18 protein-coding genes, 1 pseudogene and 1 other annotated feature are annotated in these 24974 nt (G+C 36.7%); of the genes and pseudogenes, 8 read left to right on the top strand and 11 right to left on the bottom strand.

The features are described 5' to 3' along the window. Nucleotides 1–378 precede the first annotated feature (378 nt). The 5 genes and pseudogenes from JCM9157_RS05490 to ezrA all read right to left on the bottom strand — a co-directional run bounded on the left by JCM9157_RS05490 (nucleotide 379) and on the right by ezrA (nucleotide 6922). Nucleotides 379–1975: pseudogene (locus tag JCM9157_RS05490) on the bottom strand (amidohydrolase). 122 nt (nucleotides 1976–2097) lie between these two features. Continuing rightward, entirely contained in the window at nucleotides 2098–2307 is a 210-nt protein-coding gene (locus JCM9157_RS05495) for an alpha/beta-type small acid-soluble spore protein (RefSeq protein ID WP_035662927.1), read from the bottom strand. 128 nt (nucleotides 2308–2435) lie between these two features. Then, nucleotides 2436–3638 carry a tRNA uracil 4-sulfurtransferase ThiI gene (gene thiI, locus JCM9157_RS05500; RefSeq protein WP_035662929.1) on the bottom strand — a complete coding sequence of 401 codons (1203 nt, stop codon included), beginning with the start codon at nucleotides 3636–3638 and terminating at the stop codon, nucleotides 2436–2438. Then, nucleotides 3635–4777: a cysteine desulfurase family protein gene (locus JCM9157_RS05505; RefSeq protein WP_035663038.1), complete on the bottom strand. Its 1143-nt coding sequence runs from the start codon at nucleotides 4775–4777 to the stop codon at nucleotides 3635–3637. Before JCM9157_RS05505 ends, thiI begins: the two co-directional genes overlap by 4 nt. A gap of 531 nt (nucleotides 4778–5308) precedes the next feature. Continuing rightward, the gene (gene ezrA, locus JCM9157_RS05510) at nucleotides 5309–6922 is read right to left on the bottom strand and encodes a septation ring formation regulator EzrA (RefSeq protein WP_081734055.1); all 1614 of its coding nucleotides are present in this window, start codon (nucleotides 6920–6922) and stop codon (nucleotides 5309–5311) included. 338 nt (nucleotides 6923–7260) lie between these two features. Between ezrA and hisJ the strand changes: the two genes are divergently transcribed. Then, nucleotides 7261–8091, top strand: coding sequence for a histidinol-phosphatase HisJ (gene hisJ / locus JCM9157_RS05515; protein WP_439644331.1), 831 nt, complete (start codon nucleotides 7261–7263; stop codon nucleotides 8089–8091). Here hisJ and refZ read toward each other — a convergent pair. After that, nucleotides 8080–8727, bottom strand: coding sequence for a forespore capture DNA-binding protein RefZ (refZ, locus tag JCM9157_RS05520; protein ID WP_035662933.1), 648 nt, complete (start codon nucleotides 8725–8727; stop codon nucleotides 8080–8082). The genes hisJ and refZ overlap by 12 nt on opposite strands. A gap of 228 nt (nucleotides 8728–8955) precedes the next feature. Here refZ and JCM9157_RS05525 point away from each other — a divergent pair, with 228 nt between their 5' ends. Further along, nucleotides 8956–9435: a free L-methionine (R)-S-oxide reductase MsrC gene (locus JCM9157_RS05525; protein WP_035662935.1), complete on the top strand. Its 480-nt coding sequence runs from the start codon at nucleotides 8956–8958 to the stop codon at nucleotides 9433–9435. A gap of 78 nt (nucleotides 9436–9513) precedes the next feature. On the opposite strand, the gene JCM9157_RS05530 is transcribed toward JCM9157_RS05525, so the two are convergent. Then, the gene (locus JCM9157_RS05530; RefSeq protein ID WP_235714801.1) at nucleotides 9514–11682 is read right to left on the bottom strand and encodes a sensor domain-containing diguanylate cyclase; all 2169 of its coding nucleotides are present in this window, start codon (nucleotides 11680–11682) and stop codon (nucleotides 9514–9516) included. Nucleotides 11683–12074: 392 nt separating this feature from the next. Here JCM9157_RS05530 and rpsD point away from each other — a divergent pair, with 392 nt between their 5' ends. After that, nucleotides 12075–12677: a 30S ribosomal protein S4 gene (rpsD, locus tag JCM9157_RS05535; protein ID WP_035662936.1), complete on the top strand. Its 603-nt coding sequence runs from the start codon at nucleotides 12075–12077 to the stop codon at nucleotides 12675–12677. A gap of 198 nt (nucleotides 12678–12875) precedes the next feature. On the opposite strand, the gene srtB is transcribed toward rpsD, so the two are convergent. The 3 genes from srtB to tyrS form a co-directional block, all read right to left on the bottom strand. Beyond that, a complete protein-coding gene (gene srtB / locus JCM9157_RS05540; protein ID WP_052012958.1) occupies nucleotides 12876–13631 on the bottom strand; it encodes a class B sortase in 756 nt (251 codons plus the stop codon). 116 nt (nucleotides 13632–13747) lie between these two features. Further along, nucleotides 13748–14287: a fasciclin domain-containing protein gene (locus JCM9157_RS05545; RefSeq protein ID WP_081734056.1), complete on the bottom strand. Its 540-nt coding sequence runs from the start codon at nucleotides 14285–14287 to the stop codon at nucleotides 13748–13750. 181 nt (nucleotides 14288–14468) lie between these two features. Beyond that, nucleotides 14469–15713: a tyrosine--tRNA ligase gene (tyrS, locus tag JCM9157_RS05550; protein ID WP_035662938.1), complete on the bottom strand. Its 1245-nt coding sequence runs from the start codon at nucleotides 15711–15713 to the stop codon at nucleotides 14469–14471. Nucleotides 15714–15996: 283 nt separating this feature from the next. Next, nucleotides 15997–16207: a binding site (T-box leader), on the bottom strand. 113 nt (nucleotides 16208–16320) lie between these two features. Between tyrS and JCM9157_RS05555 the strand changes: the two genes are divergently transcribed. Continuing rightward, entirely contained in the window at nucleotides 16321–18297 is a 1977-nt protein-coding gene (locus JCM9157_RS05555) for a transglycosylase domain-containing protein (protein ID WP_235714810.1), read from the top strand. Further along, entirely contained in the window at nucleotides 18222–19220 is a 999-nt protein-coding gene (locus JCM9157_RS25215) for a fibronectin type III domain-containing protein (protein WP_235714813.1), read from the top strand. Before JCM9157_RS05555 ends, JCM9157_RS25215 begins: the two co-directional genes overlap by 76 nt. A 736-nt stretch (nucleotides 19221–19956) precedes the next feature. Here JCM9157_RS25215 and acsA read toward each other — a convergent pair. Next, complete coding sequence (gene acsA / locus JCM9157_RS05565) at nucleotides 19957–21672, bottom strand: acetate--CoA ligase (protein WP_035662941.1); 1716 nt, start codon at nucleotides 21670–21672, stop codon at nucleotides 19957–19959. A gap of 208 nt (nucleotides 21673–21880) precedes the next feature. Between acsA and JCM9157_RS05570 the strand changes: the two genes are divergently transcribed. From JCM9157_RS05570 to JCM9157_RS05580, 3 genes are all read left to right on the top strand, one after another. Beyond that, complete coding sequence (locus tag JCM9157_RS05570; RefSeq protein ID WP_035662943.1) at nucleotides 21881–22513, top strand: GNAT family N-acetyltransferase; 633 nt, start codon at nucleotides 21881–21883, stop codon at nucleotides 22511–22513. 648 nt (nucleotides 22514–23161) lie between these two features. Then, the gene (locus JCM9157_RS05575; RefSeq protein ID WP_035662945.1) at nucleotides 23162–23800 is read left to right on the top strand and encodes an acetoin utilization AcuB family protein; all 639 of its coding nucleotides are present in this window, start codon (nucleotides 23162–23164) and stop codon (nucleotides 23798–23800) included. Further along, on the top strand, nucleotides 23797–24966 hold the full coding sequence (locus tag JCM9157_RS05580; RefSeq protein ID WP_035662946.1) for an acetoin utilization protein AcuC: 1170 nt from the start codon (nucleotides 23797–23799) through the stop codon (nucleotides 24964–24966). Before JCM9157_RS05575 ends, JCM9157_RS05580 begins: the two co-directional genes overlap by 4 nt. The last annotated feature ends 8 nt before the right edge of the window (nucleotides 24967–24974 follow it).

The following is a 24974-nucleotide window of genomic DNA, read 5'->3' on the forward strand; positions in this document are numbered from 1 at the left end:
AAGGAATTACTTTGAAGACAGCCAAACATAGCAGTATCCCTCAATTATTCGAGACTGTTTTCAGATAACTTTGTTTGTTACTGACGGCTCCGTTCCATTGCGCTTCAGATACTTGCCTTTCCCTCTCTTTAAGCCAATAAAAATTCTTGAAAGTTTACTCAAGGAAGTAGCAATGGCTCCACACGTTGCGCGCCTGCTATGAGAAACCCCACTCATAGCAAGCTTTAAAAGAACAGCAACGGGTTACGCTCATTGCTTAAGAGGCCAGCTAAAAAAGGGAAAACCACCCTTTTTCAGTGGCCTCCCTCTCTTTCCCGCAGGAGTCAAGTACCTTCCACTTCATTCCACTATTCCTGAGAATGTGTATATAAAAAAGAGCTATCTAACAACATTACGTTGAAACATAATCGAGTTATCTACTATTGTCATTTCGACATTTGTTTGAGGGATTTCGTCTGGTTCGATTGCAAATAGATTACGGTCTAGTACCGTGAAGTCTGCGAGAAATCCTTTGGAAATTAAACCTCTTTCAAGCTCTTTTTCGATTGCATAAGCGCTTCCTGTTGTAAATAATTGAACTGCTTCAAATACAGTTAATTTTTCTTCTGGTTGATACTCCTCTATTCCTCCTTGCCTTTTTCTTGTTACGGCAGCGTGAATGCCTAATAATGGATCTGCAGGCTCAATTGGTGCGTCTGACCCACCTGCACAATGTAAACCAGCTTTCAGTAACGTTTTCCAGGCAAAAGAATATTCAAGTCTGTCTAGGCCAATCCTTTCGATTACCCATGGAAAGTCTGAAGCAACAAAGCGGGGTTGGATATCCAGAATGACTGGAAGTTGTTTCATTCTGTTTATTAAATCCAGGTTGGCTACTTGAACATGGATCAACCGGTCTCTACCTGATGAAAGAGGATAACGTTCTAACGCTGTTAAAGCCATTTCAAGTGCTCCATCTCCTATTACATGAATAGCGACAGGCCTGTTTTTTAATCGCGCCTGTTTCACCAACTCGAAAAGACCTTCCTCCGTATGAATAGCAACTCCTGATGTCGAAGGGTCATCAGTGTACGGTTGAGTTAAAAACGCGGTTCTCCCACCTAATGCACCATCAGCAAAAATTTTAACTGCTCCGAGCTCAATAAATGAGGATATCTCACCTTTTTCATACCCTTCTTGCTCCATTTCAGCTATCGCTTCATGGTGAACGAGTAAGTGTGCTCGAAACTTTCTTGTCTTACCATCCACAACCTTTTTAAATTGATCAAACGTTTGTTTAAATCCACCATAATAGTGTAAATCCTCTGTATGTCCACCTACTAAACCCAATTTATAAAGGTCATCAATCGCAACTTGAAGAGCTGTTTCTACATATTCATCCGAAACTTTAGGCATCACTTCTTTTACAAGCTCTGTTGCCGTATCCAATAAAAAACCAGTCGGTTCTCCGTTAGCATCTCGAACGATAACGCCTCCCTCTGGATCCATTGTCTGTTTCGTAATACCTGCAAGTTGTAATGCACAACTATTGACAAGTGCAGCATGACGACAGATTCTCGATAAAAACATAGGCTTGTCAGGTGAAATTTCATCTAATTCTATTTTGTGAAAATTTTCGATCAGGGAAATTATTCTCGTTCCAACCTTCTCCTATAAGCCATTGCTGATTTGCTTGTTTTGTGTATGAATGTTTTAAATGCACTTTCATTTCTTCTGCAGAGTACATATTAGATAAATCAAGTCTTATTAATTTTTCCCCATGTCCGATTATATGTAAATGACTATCGACAAACCCTGGATAAATATATAAACCTTCTACATCTCTCCTTTCTTCAATAGTCGAATTATACTTTTTTTCTAGCGTTTCTGTTTTTCCAATATCTTGTATTCTTCCATCTTTTACATAGACAGCTTCTACAGATTCATTCTCATGTTCCATCGTGAAAAAAGTTCCATTAAACCAAAGTGTTCCCATACAATTTCCTCCTGATCTTACTTTGTATACCTTATTTTATCGTGCCAGATTCATCATGAAGATGCAAATATCAAAAAAAGAAGAGTGACATAAAGTCACTCTTCTTACAGCCATATATGAAATTATTGTTGTTGGAAACCACCCATTTGTTGTTCAGCCATTTGTACTAGACGCTTTGTGATCTCACCACCAACAGAACCGTTAGCACGAGAAGTAGCATCAGCACCAAGTTGAACACCAAATTCAGAAGCGATCTCATACTTCATTTGGTCTAAAGCTTGTTGTACACCAGGTACAAGAAGTTGATTTGAGCTGTTGTTGTTGCTTGCCATGTTAATCACCTCCTTCTGTACTCATAGAATGAGTTTTTGGAGAGAAAAACATGCAATTAATTTAATGGTAAATGTTGAGAATCCTAGTTTTAGCTTTCACAGCGCTGTTAAAAGCACCTAAGAAATAATTAAAAAAGATCCTCAACTTCTTGTTTTACTCGAGTAGTATTTGTTAAAACCATCTTTTCCGTTCTTGCTACAGCATCATCTATATATTTATCCATCTCAATGAACTGTTCAAATTTATTCGCTTGTTCACGTTTAGGTCTCGTTTTTGAATCAGGTGGAAGAAAGATCGTACAGCAATCTTCAAAAGGCAAAATGGATGTCTCATATGTGCCAATTTTTTGAGCAATACTTATCACTTCTAGCTTGTCCATTGTAACTAACGGACGAATGATAGGCAAATTTGTTACCTCATTAATTGTGTTCATACTATGCAACGTTTGACTTGCTACTTGACCAAGACTTTCCCCAGTCCCTAACGCTAAGATTCCACGATCTGTAGCAATTTTCTCACTAATACGGAGCATCATTCTTCTCATAATTGTCATCTGCATATTACTTGGAATCTCAGAGTGAATATGCTTTTGCAAGTCAGTAAATGGTACTAAATGCAAGACAACACTATTACCAAATTTCACAAGTGACTGAGCTAAATCAATCACTTTTTGCTTAGCTCTTTCATTTGTATAAGGAGGGCTGTGAAAATGAACAGCCTCTATTTTAGCACCGCGTTTTAATGTTAGATAACCAGCAACAGGGCTGTCAATTCCTCCAGAAAGTAACATCATGACTTTTCCACTCGTACCTACCGGAAGACCGCCAGCTCCTTTATAAGAGGCGGACGTAATATAGGTTGCCGTCTCACGAACTTCTACATGAATATTAAGATCAGGATTATGAACATCAACTGATATACCTGATGTATTAGCAAGTACATATCCACCAATTTCTCTATTTAGTTCCATCGTATCAAGCGGAAAAGGTTTATAAGCTCTTTTTGCAGTTATTTTAAATGTGTTTACATTTTCATTCTCTTTCAGTACAGTCAAAGCACCGTGTTTCATTGAATCAATATCATTATTAACTTTAAAAGCTAAACTAAACGAATGAATACCAAAAATATGTTGTAATTTTTCTACGACTGGTTCATGGTCTTCCCCATTCAATTCAATCAAAATTCGGCCAAACGTACGGCTTAGTTTTAAATTAGCTAAAGGTTTCAAGCTCATTTTAATGTTTTCAAGTAAGTGTTTTTCAAAGACCGAACGATTTTTTCCTTTAAGGGCTAACTCCCCGAATCTTACTAATATATGATCATAGATCATGTATAAACGACCTCCAATAATTCTGGAATTATTATTTTAAGTTCATCAATTACCTGGTTAATTTCTTCTAATGTTGTATCAAATGAAAAACTAACTCGAATACCTGAACTTGCTCGATCTAAGTCCAACCCTAGAGCAGTTAAAACACGACTTGGCTCAGATAACTTTGACGAACAAGCAGATTTTGTTGATACATAAATACCCTTTGCCGATAAAGATTGCACAATCACTTCGGGTTTCGTCCCAGGGATCGAAAAGTTAACAATATGGGGAGCAACAAATTTATCTGGTGAATTTATCATTACACCTTCTATGGCTTGTATCTTTGTGACAAAGGTATTTTTTAATTGCGTAAGTTCACGTTGTTTCTGTTTGTTTGCTTTGACCATTCTCAGTGCTTTGGCCATTGCAACAATCCCAGCTACATGTTCTGTTCCAGCACGTAAACCAGATTCTTGGACCCCACCTTGAAAGAGAGATTGAACCTGGATGCCTTCTCTTACAAATAAAAATCCGCTACCTTTCATTCCGTGGAATTTATGAGCAGAACAAGTGAGAAGATCAATTCTAGATTTTCTAATATTTAAATCCACCTTTGAAATCCCTTGCACATGATCAACATGAAAATAGATTTGTGGATAGTTTTCTAACATTTCTCCAATTTCTTCGATTGGTTGTACTGTTCCAATTTCATTATTTACGTGAATAATAGAAATTAATGTTGTCTCTGGTCTTATTTCAGCTTCAATTTGCTCTACACTTACTCTGCCAAATTGATCAACAGGTAAATAAGTGACTTCAAATCCATCTTGTTCAAGTCTGGAAAAGGCTTCTTCAACAGAGGCATGCTCCACTTGAGTCGTAATAAGATGTTTACCACGCTTTTTTTTGGCATGGGCCACGCCTTTTATTGCAATATTATTACCTTCTGTTCCTCCAGAAGTGAATATTATTTCAGATGCCTTTACTCCAAGAAGATCAGCAATACGATTTCTAGACTCAGTAATAAGCCCTTCTGCTTGCATTCCAAGAGAGTGAAGAGAAGATGGATTTCCAAAATAAGTAGAAGCAACAGTGACATAAGCGTCTACCACTTCTTTATATGGCTTCGTAGTTGCACCATTATCTAAGTAGATCACCTTAATTCCTCCCCATTTCGTACTGTTTGCATTCATATATGTTAGCATAGATTCCTTAAATAACAAGATGAATCCTGTACTTTTCCAGTGATTCACTAGCATAAATTCTTTTAAAAGACCATTTCTCACATTTTGTTGTTTTCGTTTGTGGGTTACAACGCTGCCTCTTTATGTTCGTTTCATTGTGTTCCAGTTACTCGCTTTCCGCGGGAAGGTGCCTAGCCTCCTCGGATACGCCTGTGAGTCTCGCCTTTACCTCCTGCCCTCGCAAGAGTCGAGTGACCTCCACTCCATTTGACTATGAGAAAAAACAATATTCAAAAACAGAAATACTTACGAAAACGGCCTTAAAAAGAAAAAGGCTATCCCAAAAGATCTGTATTTTACGACCTTTGGAATAACCTCTTCAAAACGAGTGAATTTGTTTTTTTGTAATCTTTTTTGTTTCTCCTTCAGCATGCTTTATTCCATTTAAGCTTTCATTATTATGACTAGCAAAAGGAGGGGGTAAAGCAATTGCTCTATTTTGTCTTACACCGTTGCAAAATCTTTAACGATATCAAGGACATTCGGTTCATATTTTTCAATTACACGAACAGCACATTCAATTGCTTCTTCGTATTCAAACTGTCTGAATAATAACTCAGCCTCAAGCAATCCGGTAGCGACATCTTGAGATCTGCTACGGTAGCGATTACCAAATTGAATAACATTCTCTGCAAGTTCAGCTGTTTCAATCGTTTCAAGAATGTATTGATGGTTTTTCTTAACCATTTCTTCTGCTTCTGTGACAAGTACATTGATTCTACCTAATTCCAGTGGAATTTGCTCAAGGTAATCCGTTGCGGTCATTAATTTTTCTTCGGCCTCTCCAAGCTGTTCAATAGCTCTCTCAGGCAAACCAGGAATATTGCTTTTCTTAAGTGCACGATTAATGTCAACCATCGTTCCTTTTAAGCTTAAAAGAGTTTCTTTTGCCTTTCTTTCATCTTCCCTAAGAGCAAATAGTGTTTCTTTTTCAGCTGAAACAAGACTTTCCATTTTTTCTAGCTCCGTGTACCACTCATCTACCAGTTCACGGATTGAAGTAAAAGTTTGCTTCTGGTGCTCTGCTAAATCGGAGATAACATATAAATCGTTTTTCAATTCTACAACGTTATCCGAAATTTGTTTTTGAGCTTCTATTTGCTGCTTAGATACAAAGTAACTTTGCTGTACCTCCAATGTTTCGTTCGATAGTGCTTCAACATTTTCAGCTACAATCACAATTTGTTGATTCAACTCTTCAAGCTTGTTTTCAACGTACAACTTTGAATCAACTTCGTAGTCCAATGTGTCATAGAGTTGTTCGATTTGGTTCGACAATTCAGCAAGCTTCTCTTCTACACCTTCGTATCTTAACTCTGTTAAGTCATTTTTTAATTTTTCTAGTTCCGTTTCCATTTGATCTAATCTAGAATCTAATGAAAAAGTGTGCAATTCATAACCTGCTTCTTGCATTTCTTGAATACCTCCACGAATTTCTTTGAATTCGGCTGGTATTTTTGTTTCAACTTGAACTAAAAGCTTTGGATATTGCTCAACAAGACTGACTAAATCTTCTATTAAAGCATTTGCATCCATCAGGTATTCTCTAGCCTGTAGATAGCTTCCATCTGCCGTTGCTTGTTCAAAGGATTCTAGAAGCTCGTTCACTTTGTCAAGTCTTTCATCAATTAATGGAAGACTTTTTCCAAGAGAACCTCTTTTCTTCGTTACAGTTGTATAAAGGTCTTTATAAGCTGCTCGTACTACATCAATTTCCGATTGATTTTGTTCAGCACTTTCAACAAGTTTCGAAACATCTTCTAACAATTGCTTAATTTGTTCCTCAATGCCGTTTAACCTTTTCTCTGTGACAACCGTTAAGTCCTTTGCTTTTTTAAAACGATTCTTGGCAGCAAGATCCTCAATATCGAAAAGACGTTCTTCAATATCAGGTAAGATACTCCCAACAATGTCATCCCATTCATTTCTCCACGTTTCAAACTTCTCTTCTGTTTGGCCAGACATATGTAAGTTTTTTACTTTACCAATTTCTTCAGGTACATCTCGGTTCAAAATTCCATTTTTCCATTCCTCAAGCCGATCGACTTCTTTATATATAGCTTACGCATGACCGAACTAGTAATAATAAAAATAGCTACTAGAGCTATTATTGTATAGATCACATACATCCTAGAGGACTCCCTTCTTCTTCTGCTCGTTTTATATGGCTATGTCCTTATATTCTAAACGTCTATTTTGAGTTTCCTGTTGTTTCGGCAAAAAAAACAAGAATCCTTTAATTTTGACAAAATCGTTTAAGATTTTTACGTTTTCAATAAATAATATGATACCATGAAAATGCTAGTTTGTATGGATTTTTTTCGGCCTTTTCATATTAATGTAAAAAGATTTATTTAAGAGATTTTCCATCTTATTTAGAGAAGGAGAGAATGTTTTTGAAGATCTATGACGGACATGTACATACCCCATATTGCCCCCACGGTACTAAAGATACTTTCTTTAAGTATTGTCAACAAGCAATTGACAACAACATTACTGGGATAACATTTACAGAACATGCACCTCTGCCCCGTTCTTTTACTGATCCCACCCCTCTGCAGGATAGCGGAATGGATTGGAAATATTTAACAAGTTATTTTGAGGAAGTTATTCATGTTAAGAAAGAATTTAAAGGACACTTAGATGTAAATCTAGGCTTAGAGGTTGATTTTATAGAAGGATTTGAAAAAGAGACAACGGAGTTTTTAAACGAGTATGGCGCTCTACTAGACGATAGTATTTTATCAGTTCATTTTCTAAAGATCGACGCTAATTATCTATGCTTAGATTATAGCCCAGATGTTTTTAAACAAGCAGGTGATTTATTAGGTTCTTTTGAAGCTGTATATAGGAAATATTTCGAAACTGTGCTTTCTTCAATTCAAGCTAACTTAGGCAAATACAAGCCTAAACGCATCGGTCACATTACACTAGCAAGGAAGTTTCATAAAAAACACCCTGTATCAGCTGATTACACTACAGAAATATCGAATATTTTAATGGAAATAAGAAATAAAGGATACGAGCTCGATTACAATGGTGCAGGTTGTGTTAAACCGCTTTGCAAAGAACCCTATCCTTATAATGAGGTTATTAACGAAGCCATTAAACTTGGGATTCCACTTGTCTATGGTTCTGATGCTCACCAAGCCTCCGCTTTATTAAGCGGTTTTGAAAGTTTAACTCACAGAGAACTGCTTAAGAAACCTCTTCTATTAAGAGATTGATCTAGGCAACAGGAAGGCTGGAGTATTTCTCACTTCTTCAACACAAAGCCAAAGCTGGATCCAATTACTAACATGCCTCATGTACTTGTCGATAAAATATGGCTCAGTTGTAGTAATTTGATAGAGTTCACTCAAATAGTGAGGAGACAAAAAAGGAATAGTGATCATCGTTCGTAAATGAACAACAACTAAGTCAGTAGGTTGCTTCCTAAACTCTCCTCTTCTCATTCCGTTACGTAGCATTCCTTCTAGGTCATGTTTTTCTTTACGAAGATACGTAGACATTAATTCTCGGACAAGCATGGAGTCAAAGGTCATTTCTCTATGAACCATTCTTGCAACATAATGTTGAGCTGATTGGTATTCAATTAATGATTGAATGACAGAGAGTAACTGATCCTTAATTGAATTAGAGATTTTCTCAGTCTCTTCTTTTATTACATGGAGATAGCCTTCAAAGAACTGAGTCATTAATTCTTCATATAATCCTTTTTTTCCACCAAAATGATAGGAGACAAGGGCAACATTTACTTTTGCTTTACTAGCTATATCGCGTACCGAAGTACCATCATAGCCTTGAGTATAAAAAAGTCTTGCAGCAGCGTCGAGTATCTTTTCTTTTTTCGTTTCCTTCATTATGGTATCCCCCTTAGATCCGCATATATAACCGTTTCGTCTCTTTTAGCCAATATCCTCTAGTTTTCGCTCGACAATCCTCTTGCACTTTTTGACAAAAACTAAAAATGTTGTCTAATTTACTCTACTTATGTTGTTACAGACGATTGCAGTAGTTATAATTGAATTTCTTACTGTTATTCTTGTAAAATACAGATAGATATATTTTTTTAAGAAGGGAAGTTCTATATGTTTCAAACAGAGTCATACAAAGGTTCTTTAGAAGATAAATACAATAGTGTATCAAAACAATTAGACGCGTTATTAACTGGTGAAGAAGATTTTATTGCTAACTTAGCCAACGCTAGTGCTCTCTTATCTCAGTTTTTGCCTGAGGTGAATTGGGTTGGTTTTTATTTAAATAAAGATGAAGGTTTAGTACTTGGGCCTTTTCAAGGACTTCCTGCCTGCGTTCGAATTCCAGTTGGAAAAGGTGTATGTGGTACTGCTGTTGCAAAGAATCAAACCATGCTCGTTGATGATGTCCATCAATTCCCTGGGCACATCGCCTGTGATGCTACTTCTCGCTCAGAGATTGTCATTCCCATTCGAAAAGATGGAACGATTATCGCCATCTTGGATATTGATAGTCCCGTTCTTGCACGCTTTTCTTTAGAAGAGAAAGTACTTTTAGAACGTTTTGTTCAGACGTTAGAGAAGCATCTTTAAAACCATCTTTTTTTCGTGTTATTTGATGTTATCTGAAACATAATAAGGTCTGGAGCTTAGTAGCTCCAGACCTTTTCTCTAATTAACAACAACTTGATTTTTCCCAGATTCTTTCGCCGTATATAAACCTTCATCTGCTTTTTTAAATAGACTTTGTAGTGAGGTTAGTTCTTCGGTTTTATCCCAAGAAGACACACCAACAGATATGGTTACTCTAGGACTTGTTTCAATTTCAACGTTTCTTACAATTCTTTGGGCGATTTTTTCTCCAACATCTATAGGTACTCTTGGTAAGTAGACAGCAAGCTCTTCTCCGCCCCATCTAGCTGCAATGTCAATCTCTCTAATGTTACGTTTCAATACATTCGCTACTTGTATGATAATATCGTCTCCTACTTGATGACCAAATGTATCATTAATTTTCTTAAAGTTATCAATGTCAATTAACAAGAAAGTCCCTTGACCATCTGTTTGAAGAGATTCTTGAATGCGCTCATCAAGGTAGTTACGAGAAAATAATCGTGTCAGATGATCTGTAATAACCAATTTTTCTAATTCTTCATGAAGCATAGCATTTGTTAAAGCAAGCGTTGAATGATGAATAAGGGATTGAAGTAATTTAAACTGATGAAAGGTAAAGAAATAAGCATCTCTATGAACCGCTAATGCCATCCCCTTTAATTCTTTACTATGCATCATCGGAACAACAAGGATTGAATGAAACCCTGGAAGATTAATTTCAGTCTCCTTATTCAATTCGCCAACAAACAGTGGTTCCTTTTCTTTTTTTATTTTACGAATAAAAGCATCTAATTTGCCAACTATTGATTGTGAGAATAAGTGAGAACTTCCATCTAACACAACGGTTTCTCCATTGCCTTGAAAAATAAAGAAACCAACTTCCTCTGCTCCAAGTGATTCTATAATTTGATCAGTCATATAGTTAATCGTATCTGATAACCGTAAATTTAAATTTAGTTGATGAGTAGTTTGATTAATAAGTTGCAAGTCCTTTATCAAGTTTTGTGATTGTTGGTTAATTTCTGCGTTTTCTAACGCAATACCACCTGTATCTGCTAACATTTCTATAAAACTGAAGTCTTCCTTCGTTATAGACTCATCCAGTTTTGCTTGTATTTCCATAACACCATATACACCTTGTTTTCCTCTTAACGGTGCGTAAACATACATTCTTTGTTCATTTACATCTGTATCTACCTTGATTTGTCCAGTTACATAGGCATTCTCAGCCATACTATTGTCGCTATTCAAACCATATTTAAACAGTTTGACAGGTAAATTTTCTTTTACTTTCCATTCTTGAGACAAAAGTAAAAAAATTTCAAAAGAAGGATTAGCTTGTTTTAATGCTTTTAATATTTCAGCTAAAATCTCGTCAATATCCATCGTTGAATGAAATTTCTTTGTTACTTGCATTAATATATTTCTTCGTTCATTATCTCTATTTCTAAGCTCTAATTTATAACTCGATTCAATCAAAGGAACTAGTGTATGAAGCCATTGTTGTATTTCTTTTTTCATTTCATCCTGATTGCCTACCAATGAAAACATAAAAAGCAATACAACTTCCCCATCTACTCGGACTGGAAAAACTAGATACTGCTCCTTAATAATAAAAGGATTCTCTCTTTCAGCAAGTTGAGGTAGCCAATCATTGACTTTTTCAAAATCCGGCATTTCCTCAAATAAGGAAACAAACATCTCGCCCTTTTTTTCCAATACATGAAATGATTGAAAAAACGGCTGATCTAATACATTCTCTCTTAAAACATGAATTAGCTTGTTAAAGTCTAATTGGAAATTCAGATGGTTTTGAAGTTTGTTTATCGTTATTTTCGATAATCCATTTTTCTCACTTGAAGTCGACAATCCTAATGCTAGTCCCTCGATAAACAGTTGTGCTTCTTTTAATTGTTCCGTTTGAGATGTTATAAGGCCTATGTAGAATTGAGTCTCACCTTGTTCTTCTAAATTAATACGGTAATTGATCTTTTCAAATTCCTGAAACGTTTCTATTTTATTGGTCTTGAATGGTCTTTGAAAAAAAGCTAGAGCTGTTAATAAGGATTTAGAAGAATAACCTATTTCATAATAGGTTAAGACTTTTTTATCTGTAGCAACATAAAGGATGGCTGGTTTGACAAAATCAATCCTTTTCAATGATTTAACTAAAAGCTTTTCTATAGAGTGAAGAAAAAGGCTTTCTTTATCTATGGTACTATTCACATTTACTCACCACCGTTCATTATAGGATAATATACCTAACTGTGTTTTCATTTCAGTTTATTGACACGATACGTTTTTTTGAATTTTTCTAGGTCTATATCTCTATTATAAAACAAGTTATCGAAGAAGACTATGTTTAGCAGAGATTTTCATTAATAATATATTTAATTGACATTCGATACACAAATTTATATAATATTCTTTGTGTGAAATAAGACAGCCAAGGTAAATATACTTGAAATCATTTTGTTCCTCTGCGGCTGCAAAAAAGAGGTGCATCGTGTAACTTCTAGCTGTCGAAGCGAAGATGCATGAAAGCAAAATGAATCATGTATGAGATTACCAAGCGGTTGTTATTTTGCAACATCAAAATAACAAGGAGGAGTCAAATTATGGCTCGTTATACAGGTCCATCTTGGAAATTATCTCGTCGTTTAGGAATCTCTCTAAGCGGTACGGGTAAAGAATTAGCAAAACGTCCGTATGCTCCAGGGCAACACGGTCCAAACCAACGTAAGAAATTATCAGAGTACGGTCTTCAACTTCAAGAAAAGCAAAAGCTTCGTCACATGTACGGAGTAAATGAGCGTCAATTCCGTCGTATTTTTGATGATGCTGGTAAAATGCCTGGTATCCACGGTGAGAACTTCATGATTCTTCTTGAGTCTCGTCTTGATAACTTAGTTTACCGTATGGGTCTTGCTCGCACTCGTCGTGCAGCTCGCCAATTAGTAAACCACGGTCATGTTCTTGTTGATGGCGGACGCGTAGATATCCCATCTTACCGCGTTAAACCTGGCCAAGCAATCAGCCTTCGTGAAAAGTCACGTAACCTTGACGTTGTTAAAGAAGCTCTAGAAGCTAATGACTTCGTTCCTGGATATGTAACTTTTGATGCTGAGAGCTTACAAGGAACTTTCACTCGTCTTCCTGAGCGTGCTGAGTTACCTGCTGAAATTACAGAAGCACTTATCGTTGAGTTCTACTCTCGTTAAGTTCTTGAACCCCCGCTATATAATAGCGGGGGTTTTTTATTGCAGTGTTTTTGTTGGTAATTCATCCTCTATAGAGTCATGGAATCACGCGAAAAAATCTCTTTTAGATCAACAACTCTCAAGTAAACAGTCTAATTAGAAAGAAAACACCAAGGAACCCTTGGCGTTTTCTTTTTTTAGTAATATTAATCTTTACGACTACTCGTTCATTACTCGTCTCGCATGTACAACAAATCTAGCATCATTAAACTCATAGGAACATGTAGATAACGTCAAGATCTGCTCTACTTCATTCCAATTAAGCGATTTCTGAATAACCGATCTTGCTCCAACCTCTTGCAGGAACTGTAGATAATCACGATTTGATCTGAAATTAGGCTCGATGTAATAATAACTAGTATCTGTTACGTATGCAGAAAAAACTTCCCATTTCGTTTCCTCATGTAGAGTTTGGATTGTAATGATTTGATTCTCTTGAAAAAAGTCATTGTCTTGATAATTGACTAAATCCTTGAACATTGAGCCATCCCTCATATGATGACCATATAGAATCGTATTTTTTTGTGTTAACTCCGGGGCATTCCGATAATCCATAAAAATGGTTCCCGCTTCTGAACTCCTGCCATGAAAATCATGATCTAGATAGAAGTCATTATTATCAGTTTGCACTACCGGATAATCAATCTTTGTATTAGGTATGGTAATCCACCCAATCGTATCCTTGTTCTGCTTAAGGAGTGCTTCAAACTTATCAAAAGTGATTAGCTCCTCTGTTTTATTCGATTCTTCTTTAACTGTCTTTTCGTTTAACAAAGGTTGAACACTATGCTCTTCTCTCAACTGTTCATACGTTTGGTTAGTTTGATAACTTGCATAAACTGATTGAAATACATGAAACATCGAAAAGGCAAATAAAGCTATGAATAGAAGTAGAATCAGACGGTTTATAATCATAAAAGCAACACCCTAACTTATTTACAGCAAATCTTATTCAACGGAAAAACGTAATTATCTACTAGCTAATTGAGATTTTCTCATAAAGAATATCATTCCAACTGCTGCTAAGATAGTTAACAAAACATATGGCATAACAGAGTTATTACTTGTTTGAGGAATGGACTCTTGCTCCCTACGGGAATTAAAACAGAATCAATTACGTGAATCACACCGTTTGACGCTTCGATGTCTGCCGTAATCACATTAGCATCATTTACTTGAACAGGATCTAAAGAAATGATTACTTTTTCTCCATTTAAAGTCTCCACTTCCATACCATCTTCTAAATCAGCTGACTTCACGTTACCTGCTACAACATGATACAAAAGAATATTTGCTAACTCTTCGCTAGCTAAGAGTTCTTCCGCTGTCATATCTAATTCATTAAGTAAAGTTGCGAAAGCTTCATCTGTTGGAGCAAATACGGTAAATGGCCCATCCCCTTTAAGCGCTTCCACAAGTTCTGCTGCTTGAACAGCGGCTACTAACGTATTAAAATCATCTGCTGCAATTGCCGTATCGACAATATCTCCTTCTTCAGCTAAAACAGCCATTGACGTTGACATGACCACCATAAAAACTAACATCATGATAAACCCTTTAAACTTTTTCATTTTAACTCCTCCTTAATTTTTGTATAACTTACATATATGTAATGTATAACTATTTTGTAATTATGTAAAGCAATAACTTCCATTTTTTTATTTTATTTGTTGAGAAACAATTTTTATTAAAGATAGTTACTTGCATTTAGATGTCAAAAAACGAAGAGCTACAAAAGCCCTTCGTTCTACCTTACTTTTTATTAACCTTAATAAATTTACGCTTCCCAACTTGGAGGATTAAGCCGTCTTCAATTTCCACTTGGAGTTGGACATCCTCAACCTTTTCTTCATTGATTTTTACACCACCATTTTGAATCATTCGACGTGCTTCACCTTTAGAATTTTGCAGCTTTAATTCTACTAATAAATCGACAATCCAAATTGGAGATTCACCTTCCCAGGTAACCTCAGGAATATCTGTTGGGAGTGAACGCTTTTGAAATACCGTTTGAAAATATGTTATTGCTTCTTCTGCAGCCTCTTTACTGTGATACATTTCAACAAACTTAGCTCCTAGATTCATTTTCGCATCACGAGGATGAATCGTTCCCTCTTTAATACCTGCTTCTAACTTCTCAATTTCATCCATTGGCATATCGGTTGCTAATTTATAATATTTAACCATTAATTCATCCGGAATAGACATTGATTTACCAAAGATTTCATTTGGCGATTCATCAATACCAATATAATTATTTAGTGACTTAGACATTTTCCGCTCACCATCAAGTCCTTCTATTAAAGGAAGCGTCATCGCTACCTGCTTTTCTTTACCATAAGCTTCTTGTAATGTTCGACCCATCAGTAAGTTGAATTTTTGATCTGTTCCTCCAATTTCAATATCTGTATCAAGAGCAACAGAGTCATAACCTTGCATGAGCGGATAGAAGAATTCGTGTACTGAAATAGGTTGACCAGACTTATAACGCTTTTCAAAATCGTCACGTTCTAACATCCTTGCAACAGTCATGTTAGCAGCTAGTTTGACAACGTCTTCGAATTGTAAAGGCTTTAGCCATTCAGAATTATAGTATATGGTTACTTTTTCCATATCAAGTATCTTCCCATATTGTTGAACATAAGTTTCAGCATTTTTCTTCACTTCATCATCGGTTAATTGTTTTCTCGTTTCTGACTTGCCAGTAGGGTCTCCAATTCGACCAGTAAAATCTCCAATTAGCATTTGAATTTCATGTCCAAGCTCTTGAAACTGACGTAACTTATGAAGAGGAACTGTATGACCAATATGAACATCTGGTGCAGATGGATCCATTCCTAACTTTATCTTAAGAGGCTTGCCCGTAAAAACTGACTTCTCTATTTTTCTACGAAATTCACTTTCGGGTACGATTTCAACAACTCCTCTTTGTAAATAAGCCAGTTGTCTTTCTACTTCTTTTTCCTGCTCTGGTGTTAGTGTAAATTCCTTATCCATTGTAAGCCTCCATTAATTTTTATTTAGTGACTGTTTTCGCATACTTGTTGTTTATGGATTACGCTTTTCACCACATGTTCGTTACATTGCGCTCCAGCCACTCGCTTTCCGCGGGGAGGTGCCGAGCCTCCTCGGCTGCACCTGTGAGGTCTCGGCCCTACCTCTAGATCCCGCAGGAGTCGAGTGACTTCCGCTCCGTTTCACTTAGAGGAAAAACTACTACATAGCAACAGCATTTACGAAAACAGCTTTTAAATTTAAACACAAAAAAAACTCCTCCTAAAAAAGGGACGAGATTCTCGCGTTACCACCCTTGTTGAAGAAAAATAAAACTTTTCTCCCACTTCATTATTATAACGGCATGACCGTTCTTTGCTTATCACAAAGAAAAGCTCCTGATTGTAATTCATCCATAACTTTTGTACTAATTCTCACCACCATTAGCTCTCTTAAACAGGGAAGTACGGACTACTTCGATCATTCTTCGCTTCATATTTAATTATTGTTTTCTTTTTACCATATCACTCATAAATTGTCAATTATGCTTAAACCATACCTTCAATCGACACCATATGATATAATATGGTTGATAAATGGGAGGTTTGCTATGAATCTTAACGAATCGACATTCATAAACAAAATCAAAAGTTTCTCAAAAAAACTTCATGAACTAAAGGTTTTCCGTAGGATTGGCATTACATACCAAGTTTTCTGGAATTTATTTCTACTTACTATAATTGTAGGTTGTATGTCACTCTTCTTTCTTGGAGGAACAGCAGCTGGTTATTTTGCTTCATTAGTAAAAGATGAACCACTTAGAACCGCTGATGAAATGAGAGATCGAATTTATGATTATGAAGAAACGAGTCAAGTCTTCTTTGCAAAAAATGAGCCATTAGGAGAATTACCAACAGATGTAGAAAGGCATAAAGTCTCTCTCGAGGATATCTCTGATCATCTTAAGCATGCCATTATTGCAACAGAAGATGAATATTTCTATGAACATGAGGGAGTCGTTCCAAAAGCAATTATGAGGGCGACGTTTCAAGAATTTGCTAATTCCTCTCTTCAAACAGGAGGAAGCACCCTTACTCAACAGTTAATTAAAAATCAAATCTTAACAAGCGAGGTTTCGTTTGATAGAAAAGCTACTGAAATCTTGTTAGCAATGCGTTTAGAGCAGTTTTTGGAAAAAGACGAAATTCTTGAAGCTTACTTGAACATTGTTCCGTTTGGACGAAACGCTTCTGGAAGACAAATTGCTGGTGTTCAAGCTGCTGCGATCGGTATTTTCGGAGTAGATGCAAGTGAACTTTCGATACCACAAGCCGCTTATATTGCAGGATTGCCACAAAGTCCATTTGGTTATACACCATTTCTCCAAAATGGAGACATTAAAGAAAACTTAGATCCTAGTTTAAATCGAATGAAGACTGTACTTTCAAGAATGCATGAAGGTGGGTTTATTTCAACTGAGGAATATGAAGATGCGTTAGCCTATGATATTCGTGAGCATTTTGCTGAACCAACTGTAGCACCAATTGAGCAATATCCTTATTTAACGAACGAAGTACTAAGGAGAGCCACAGACGTTCTGGCCAAGCAAAAAATAAAAGCAAACTATCCTGATTATGATGAATTAGAGCAGGAAGAGAAATTAAAAATTTTCAACCGAGCTTCTGAAGAAGCAAGACTTGATCTTAGAAGTAAAGGCTATCGAATCCATACAACAATAGATCAAGACATTTATTTAGCTATGCAGGAAGCTGTTCAAAACGATAATATATTCGGACCAGACAAAAAATACAAAAATGACGCTGGAGAAGAATTACTAGATCAAGAAGAAGTCGGTGCAGTTCTTATCGAAAATCATACCGGTGCCATTAAAGGGTTTGTCGCTGGCCGAGATGAAATTTTAGGAAATGAATTTAACCGTGCAACCCAAGCGAATCGACCAAATGGTTCAACGATGAAGCCATTGTTGGCTTACGCACCAGCAATGGAAATCGGTGCTATTCAGCCGGGGATTGTTGTACCTGATACTTATGCCGAATATCGAACAAATGGAAGAGAAATTAGAAACTTTGACCGTCGACACCTTGGACTTATTTCTGTTCGAGAGTCCTTAGCACGTTCAAGGAACGTACCAGCAATCCGAGCTTCTTACATGGTTCCTTATGAACAACAACGTAAGATATTATTAGATTACGGATTTAATCTTCCTAGCGATGCTCCTTATGAATCTTCTCCACTTGGGGCGTTGGAAGTGACGGTTGAACAAAATACCAATGCATACGCAACATTTGCAAATGGTGGAAAATTTATTGAATCTTATATGATCGAACGAATTGAAACAGCAGACGGAGAATTAGTCTTTGAACATGAAAAGTCTGAAAAAGAGATTTTCTCTCCCCAAACAGCTTACTTAACCATTGATATGATGAGAGATGTTTTAAGAGGTGTTGGGACTGCTACCTCAATCCCTGGAAGATTAGCATATTCAGCGGATTGGCTGGTAAAACAGGTACGACAAACGATACAAAAGACTCTTGGTTTGTCGCTACTAATCCAAATGTCTCATTAGGTGTTTGGATAGGATATGATAAAAACTTCCCGATTGAACAGACTGTTAATGGACTTAGATATGGTCCGAGAACTCAACAAATATGGGCTAATATTGCCAACGCCGCAAGTAAAATTGATCCAGAACTTATGGGAAGCGGCAAACGTTTTGCTCAACCGGAAGGAATTGTTTCAAGATCTATTTGTAGCTTAACAGGTTTATTGCCATCACCGATGTGTCAAGCGGCTGGCCTTGTGAGAACGGATATATTTAATGCTAAATTTGTTCCAACAAAAACAGATGACAGCTTACAAGAAGCTCGATTTGTAACAATTAATGGGTCTAATTATAAAGCATTGTCATCTACACCTTCGGAATTTTCACAACAAGGATTTATGGTTTCAGATAGTTTTGGAGACTTAGATAACATTTCACAGTATTTACCAGATAATATGAAGAACTTAATTCCTGATAAAGACGCACCTAACAACGGACGCAATCCTGGTGTTGTAGGTGGAGTAAAATTAGGTGGTAATACATTATCTTGGTCTAAACATCCTGATAATGATATCGTTGGTTATAAAATTTATAGAGCTGCTAATGGCACGACTGATTTTTCTTTCTATAATCATGTTGTAGGCAATGAAACAACTAGTTTCAATGTAAATGGGGAATCCTATTCCTACTATGTGATTGCCGTCGATACAGCTGGTCGCGAATCATCAGCCTCCGCTTTTGCAGAAGGGACTAAATACAAGCCGGAACCGGAACCTGAGCCTGAGCCAGAACCAAAGCCTGATCCTAAACCTGATCCTAAACCGGAGCCGGAACCTAAACCGGAGCCAAAGCCAGATCCTAAACCTGATCCTAAACCAGAAAAACCACCTGGAGAAGGAAATGGAAATGGAAATGGAAATGGAAATGGGAATGGGAATGGAGACTAAAAAGAATATCACGTCAAAAAAACCGCTTGGGATACATTACAATCCAAGCGGTTTTTCTTAACCTTAAAAATCCAAAATCAAACATGCCTTATTAAATTGTCTTTTAACTGGGGCTAGAAGTTTTAGAAACCTTTTCAGTTTTATCTTTATTCCATTCATACGGTACTCTTGACCAATTATAAAACCACCTTATCAATATCATCATAAAATAGATTGTAATATTATCTATCCAATTAACCTCTTTGTTTATCACTAGTTGCGAGACTGTGGTTACAGCAAAATATATTAAAGCTAATCTGATGCTCTTCTTAAACATTTAAGTACCTCTTCGGATTATTCATTATTATTTTCTAACTTTTTATTTCTTTTCAAGCTATGAACAATCAATGCACTAAAAAATACAAATAAGAACGTGAACAGGATCCCAAAACCAATCTCATCATTAGTTTCGATACGCATATATTGCCATCACAACCTGACTTGTTGTTAGAATTAAAATGGTAAATGACTGAGTTTTTGCTTTCTTCATTCAGATCCCTCCTCTAATGGATCTCGTTTGAAAACATCAAAACATTGTAAGAACTCACCTCCACATTAACATAAATAACCATTTTTGGTAATGTGGAAATAAATTCTTCTTTTCATTCAAGCAAAAGAAGAGAGGGAAAATCCAATTAGATTTCCCTCTCTTCTAATATATTCTACAAACCGAATAGTCAGTCTGTAATGCTATTAATTAATCTTCCATTGTAGACAAATCACCAGTTGGTAAGTCTAACTCCCAAGCTTTTAGCACTCGTCTCATAATTTTACCACTACGCGTTTTTGGAAGTTTCGCTCGAAACTCAATTTCTCTAGGTGCAGCATGTGCCGCTAAGCCTTTTTTAACAAAGTTACGAATATCTTCTTTTAATTCATCTGTTACTTCATATCCATCACGTAAAGCAACAAAAGCCTTAATGATTTCACCTCTAACAGGATCAGGTTTACCAATAACTCCTGCTTCAGCAACTGCTGGATGTTCAACTAATTTACTCTCGACTTCAAATGGTCCTACACGCTCTCCAGAAGTCATAATGACGTCATCAATTCTTCCTTGGAACCAGAAATAACCATCTTCATCCATATAAGCAGAGTCACCTGATACATACCAACCATCAATTTCAAAATAACTATTGTACTTCTCTTCATTTTTCCAGATCGCCCGCATCATCGACGGCCAGCCTTTTTTAATAGCTAGATTCCCCATACGGTTTGGCGGTAGCTCATTGCCTTTATCATCAATAATGGCAGCTTTAATTCCTGGTAGTGGTTTACCCATTGAGCCCGGACGAACATCCATTGAAGGATAGTTACAAATAACCTGAGCACCTGTTTCCGTCATCCACCAAGTATCATGAATACGAAGATCAAATACTTTCATACCCCAACGAACTACTTCTGGGTTTAAAGGCTCACCAACACTTAATAAATGACGAAGATTAGAAAGGTCATATTTCTTAACCAATTCATCACCAGCACTCATTAACATACGGAATGCAGTAGGTGCACTATACCAAACTGTCACTTCATATCTTTCTAATGTCTCATACCAATCTTGCGGACTGAAACGCCCACCACGAACAACATTTGTCGCACCTACTAACCATGGTCCAAATATACCGTAAGAAGTACCTGTAACCCAACCTGGATCAGCTGTACACCAATAAACATCTTCTTCTTTTAGATCTAATACCCATTTAGCTGTTTGATAATGCTGTAACATTGCATTGTGAACATGTAATACACCTTTTGGTTTACCAGTAGATCCTGAAGTATAATGTAGAATTAAACCATCTTCACGGTCAACCCACTCAACATCAAGAGTATCACTTGCTTGATTAAAACGTGAGTAGAAGTTTAAGTATGGTCCGTTTTCTTCATATTGCTCATCTACGATAAATACTGTTTCTAAATTAGGCAAATCACTAACTGGAACACGCTCTAGAAGAGCTGGAGTTGTGATCAAAACCTTTGCTTCGCTATCTTCTAAGCGATCACGTACAGCACCTTCCATGAATGCTTCAAATAATGGTCCTACAATAGCACCGATTTTAATAGCACCTAGAACTGAAAAGTAGAGTTCTGGAGAACGAGGCATAAAAATAAAAACGCGGTCTCCTTTGACAACTCCAGCTTCTTTTAGTATGTTACCCGCTTTGTTTGAATTTCTTTTCATGTCTTCAAATGTATATTGTTCAACTCGATTTACATCACTATAATATAAGGCAACCTTATTTTTCTTTTGCCCTTCTGCATGTCGGTCTATTGCTTCATAAGCAAGATTTACTTTCCCTGTAGTACCCCAAGAAAACTCTGATTCTACTGTTTTCCAATCAAAAGATTGAACTGCTTCTTCATAGCTTGGTAAGTTGTGATTTCCTTGTTTAGATGGAAGCGCTTGCACATTCATAGTAGATTCATCCTCCTTTTATGTAATTACAATATATAGTATAATACATACAGAATATTATATCAATTTTAAAATTTATAAAAAGACATTCTTTGGAAGAAATAGAACTAAGCATTTTTCTTGACAATCCTATGAATATTCACATTCCTTCTGATCACTTCATGTATAATGTAGACAGAAGAAGGCTTTTAAAGGTGGGAACGCATACATGAAGCATCCAAAAACTTATTACTCCGTTACACTTCCATTTAAGGAGCGAACACTAACATTAGAAGGACCTATTTCTGCTCAAGCATTAAATGAATATGATTTCCACGAAGGACTAGTAGCATTTCGTCCTCCCACTCAGCAAAAACAAGCATTGATAGGGATAGCAGATTTGCCAGAAGGCAGGATTAATGTTGTATTAGACGGAAACATGATTGTAGGCTATGTAACATTTGTATACCCTGATCCAATGGAACGCTGGTCAGAAGGAAAAATGGAAAACTTAATTGAATTAGGTGCTATAGAAATCGCCAAAGAATATCGCGGCGCACAAGTAGGAAAAAACCTACTTCGACTATCTATGATGGATGACGCAATGGAAGACTATATCATTATCACAACTGAATATTACTGGCACTGGGATTTAAAGGGAAGTGGCCTTGATGTATGGGAATATCGAAAAGTGATGGAAAAAATGATGAATGCTGGTGGGCTAGAATGGTATGCAACAGACGATCCAGAAATCTGCTCTCACCCGGCAAACTGCCTCATGGCAAGAATCGGTAAAAGAATCGACACCAACTCCATCCAACAATTCGACCAACTCCGCTTCCAGAATAGGTTTATGTATTAGATTTAAATAAAAAAGGACGCTTTTCCTTTTTTATTTAAATCTATGCAATGAGCAGAGCCGATGCAAGGTTTAAGTCCGTTCTGAACGGGTCTCTCAGAACGGACGCGCATCGTGCGAAGCCATTGCCACTCAAACATCACGCTCTATCAAAAAAGGACGCTTTTCCTTTTTTATTTAAATCTATGCAATGAGCGGAGCCGATGCAAGGTTTAAGTCCGTTCTGAGCGGGTTTCTCAGAACGGACGCGCATCGTGCGGAGCCATTGCACACTCAAACATCACGCTCTATCAAAATATGATGATCTTCACCTTTTTTATTTAAATCTATGCAATGAGCCAATTTGTTAAAACAAAAGAAGTCATTAAGTTGGGACGCGGGACACCAGAGCTCTTATTGAAGTAAAATATGTTGTCTTTAAGGTGTATCTGGACTGTGAGGCCTCTATTTAACAAAACGCTAGTAAAATTTCCTTGATTTATAGCCTATAAGGTTGTCTGAGTCCTCTAACCTTGCAAAACTAATGTTTTTTTCACAAATAAGGTATGTAGAGTCCAACAAATACTCTTTTAGTAGCTAATCTATGATTGCACAATCAAGCCTCGCGTTCTACTTTTACGGTTCAACTATAAAATTCAAGGTGGTGTACCAATGATTCTTGAACATATTATGAAACGAAATGTCATCACATTAACTGATTCTTGCACTATAAAAGATGCAATGCAACTGCTAGAATTGCATCAAATCCGACATATTCCCATTATTGACGCTCAGAAAAACTTAGTGGGCATTGTCTCAGATAGCGATATTCGCGATGCTAGTCCTTCCATCTTTCATTTTACTGAGCACCTAGAAGATTTTCTAAAACCGATTTCAACTATCATGAAAAAAAATGTAATCACTGCTCATCCTTTAGACTTCGTAGGAGAAGTTTCTACATTATTTTACGAACACCATATTGGTTGTTTGCCGATCCTTGATGATGGTGATCTTGTTGGAATTGTGACGGAAACAGATATGCTACATACCTTAGTTGAGCTAATGGGAGCTCACCAACCAAGTTCTCATATAGAAGTTAAAGTAGAGAACATCACAGGTAAATTATCAGATATCGCTGCTATTTTCAAACAATTAAATGTAAGTATTACAAGTGTTCTCGTTTATCCTTATCAAGATCCAGCATTTAAAATTCTTGTATTTCGTGTTCAAACGATTGATCCTCGTCGGATTGTTAAGGTAATTGAAGACAATGGTTATGATGTCTTATGGCCAAGTGAGCCTGGTTTATGAGTACGAAGAAAGATGCTGTTTTTGTTTATTCTGATGAACAGTTAGCTTATCGCTTTAACGATAAACACCCATTTAACCATTTGCGACTTCAACTTACTTATGACCTTTTAAAAGAATTGAAAGCACTAGATGATGATGTTATTCTTGCACCGAGAATAGCAACACAAGAAGAAATAGCTTTAGTTCATGACGAAGCATTTATAGAAGCTGTGAAATCTGCTGGAAAAGGAACATTAAACGAAGCAATTGCTGCTAATTATGGTTTAGGTACAGAGGACACACCTATCTTTCCTTTTATGCATGAAGCTGCTTCATTGCTCGTAGGAGGAACACTAACAGCAGTTGATGAAGTTATGTCGGGTAGAGCTAGTCACGCCTTACATCTAGGCGGTGGCCTGCATCATGGATTTAAAGGAAAAGCTTCAGGATTTTGTATTTATAACGACAGCTCAATTGCTATTGAATACATGAGGAAAAAATACGGAGCACGCGTACTATACGTAGATACAGATGCTCATCATGGCGACGGAGTAAAATGGGCTTTTTATGACGATTCTGATGTGTGTACGTTAAGTATCCACGAAACCGGACGCTACCTATTTCCTGGAACAGGTCAAGTCCATGAAAAAGGATCTGGGAAAGGCTTTGGGTTTTCAATTAATGTACCAGTTGATGCCTTTACGGAAGATGAATCTTTTTTAGAAGTTTATGAAACCGCTTTTAGAGAAGTGGTTGCATTCTTTAAACCAGATGTCATTCTAACTCAAAATGGAGCTGATGCTCATCATTTTGATCCACTAACCCATCTTTGTTCCACTTTTGAAACATATAAAAGAATACCCGAACTTGCTCATGAATTAGCCCATGAATATTGTGACGGACGGTGGATTGCAGTAGGTGGTGGAGGCTATGACATTTGGCGAGTGGTACCACGAGCATGGTCCTACATTTGGCTAACCATGACTAAACAAACGAAAGACTTACAGCAAACCATACCTGAAGGTTGGATTAATAAATGGTCTAAACAAGCTGATGTAGAATTACCTTCATACTGGAATGATTCAAACATTGTACCAACAATACCTCGTAAACAAGAAATCACTGAAAAAAATAGAAACACACTAGACAAAGCCCTCTATCATATTCGGAATGAAATGAGACGCTAAACCACTTA

Origin of the sequence: Halalkalibacter akibai JCM 9157 (assembly GCF_000513135.1) — a bacterium.
In the GTDB taxonomy this organism is placed as follows: domain Bacteria; phylum Bacillota; class Bacilli; order Bacillales; family Bacillaceae_D; genus Halalkalibacter; species Halalkalibacter akibai.

Excerpts from the sequence above, each read along its gene's own strand:
- JCM9157_RS05495 (WP_035662927.1), bottom strand. The coding sequence starts at position 2,307 with ATGGCAAGCAACAACAACAGCTCAAATCAACTTCTTGTACCTGGTGTA.
- thiI (WP_035662929.1), bottom strand. The coding sequence starts at position 3,638 with ATGATCTATGATCATATATTAGTAAGATTCGGGGAGTTAGCCCTTAAA.
- refZ (WP_035662933.1), bottom strand. The coding sequence starts at position 8,727 with ATGAAGGAAACGAAAAAAGAAAAGATACTCGACGCTGCTGCAAGACTT.
- JCM9157_RS05525 (WP_035662935.1), top strand. The coding sequence starts at position 8,956 with ATGTTTCAAACAGAGTCATACAAAGGTTCTTTAGAAGATAAATACAAT.
- rpsD (WP_035662936.1), top strand. The coding sequence starts at position 12,075 with ATGGCTCGTTATACAGGTCCATCTTGGAAATTATCTCGTCGTTTAGGA.
- srtB (WP_052012958.1), bottom strand. The coding sequence starts at position 13,631 with ATGATTATAAACCGTCTGATTCTACTTCTATTCATAGCTTTATTTGCC.
- JCM9157_RS05545 (WP_081734056.1), bottom strand. The coding sequence starts at position 14,287 with ATGAAAAAGTTTAAAGGGTTTATCATGATGTTAGTTTTTATGGTGGTC.
- tyrS (WP_035662938.1), bottom strand. The coding sequence starts at position 15,713 with ATGGATAAGGAATTTACACTAACACCAGAGCAGGAAAAAGAAGTAGAA.
- JCM9157_RS05555 (WP_235714810.1), top strand. The coding sequence starts at position 16,321 with ATGAATCTTAACGAATCGACATTCATAAACAAAATCAAAAGTTTCTCA.
- acsA (WP_035662941.1), bottom strand. The coding sequence starts at position 21,672 with ATGAATGTGCAAGCGCTTCCATCTAAACAAGGAAATCACAACTTACCA.
- JCM9157_RS05570 (WP_035662943.1), top strand. The coding sequence starts at position 21,881 with ATGAAGCATCCAAAAACTTATTACTCCGTTACACTTCCATTTAAGGAG.
- JCM9157_RS05575 (WP_035662945.1), top strand. The coding sequence starts at position 23,162 with ATGATTCTTGAACATATTATGAAACGAAATGTCATCACATTAACTGAT.
- JCM9157_RS05580 (WP_035662946.1), top strand. The coding sequence starts at position 23,797 with ATGAGTACGAAGAAAGATGCTGTTTTTGTTTATTCTGATGAACAGTTA.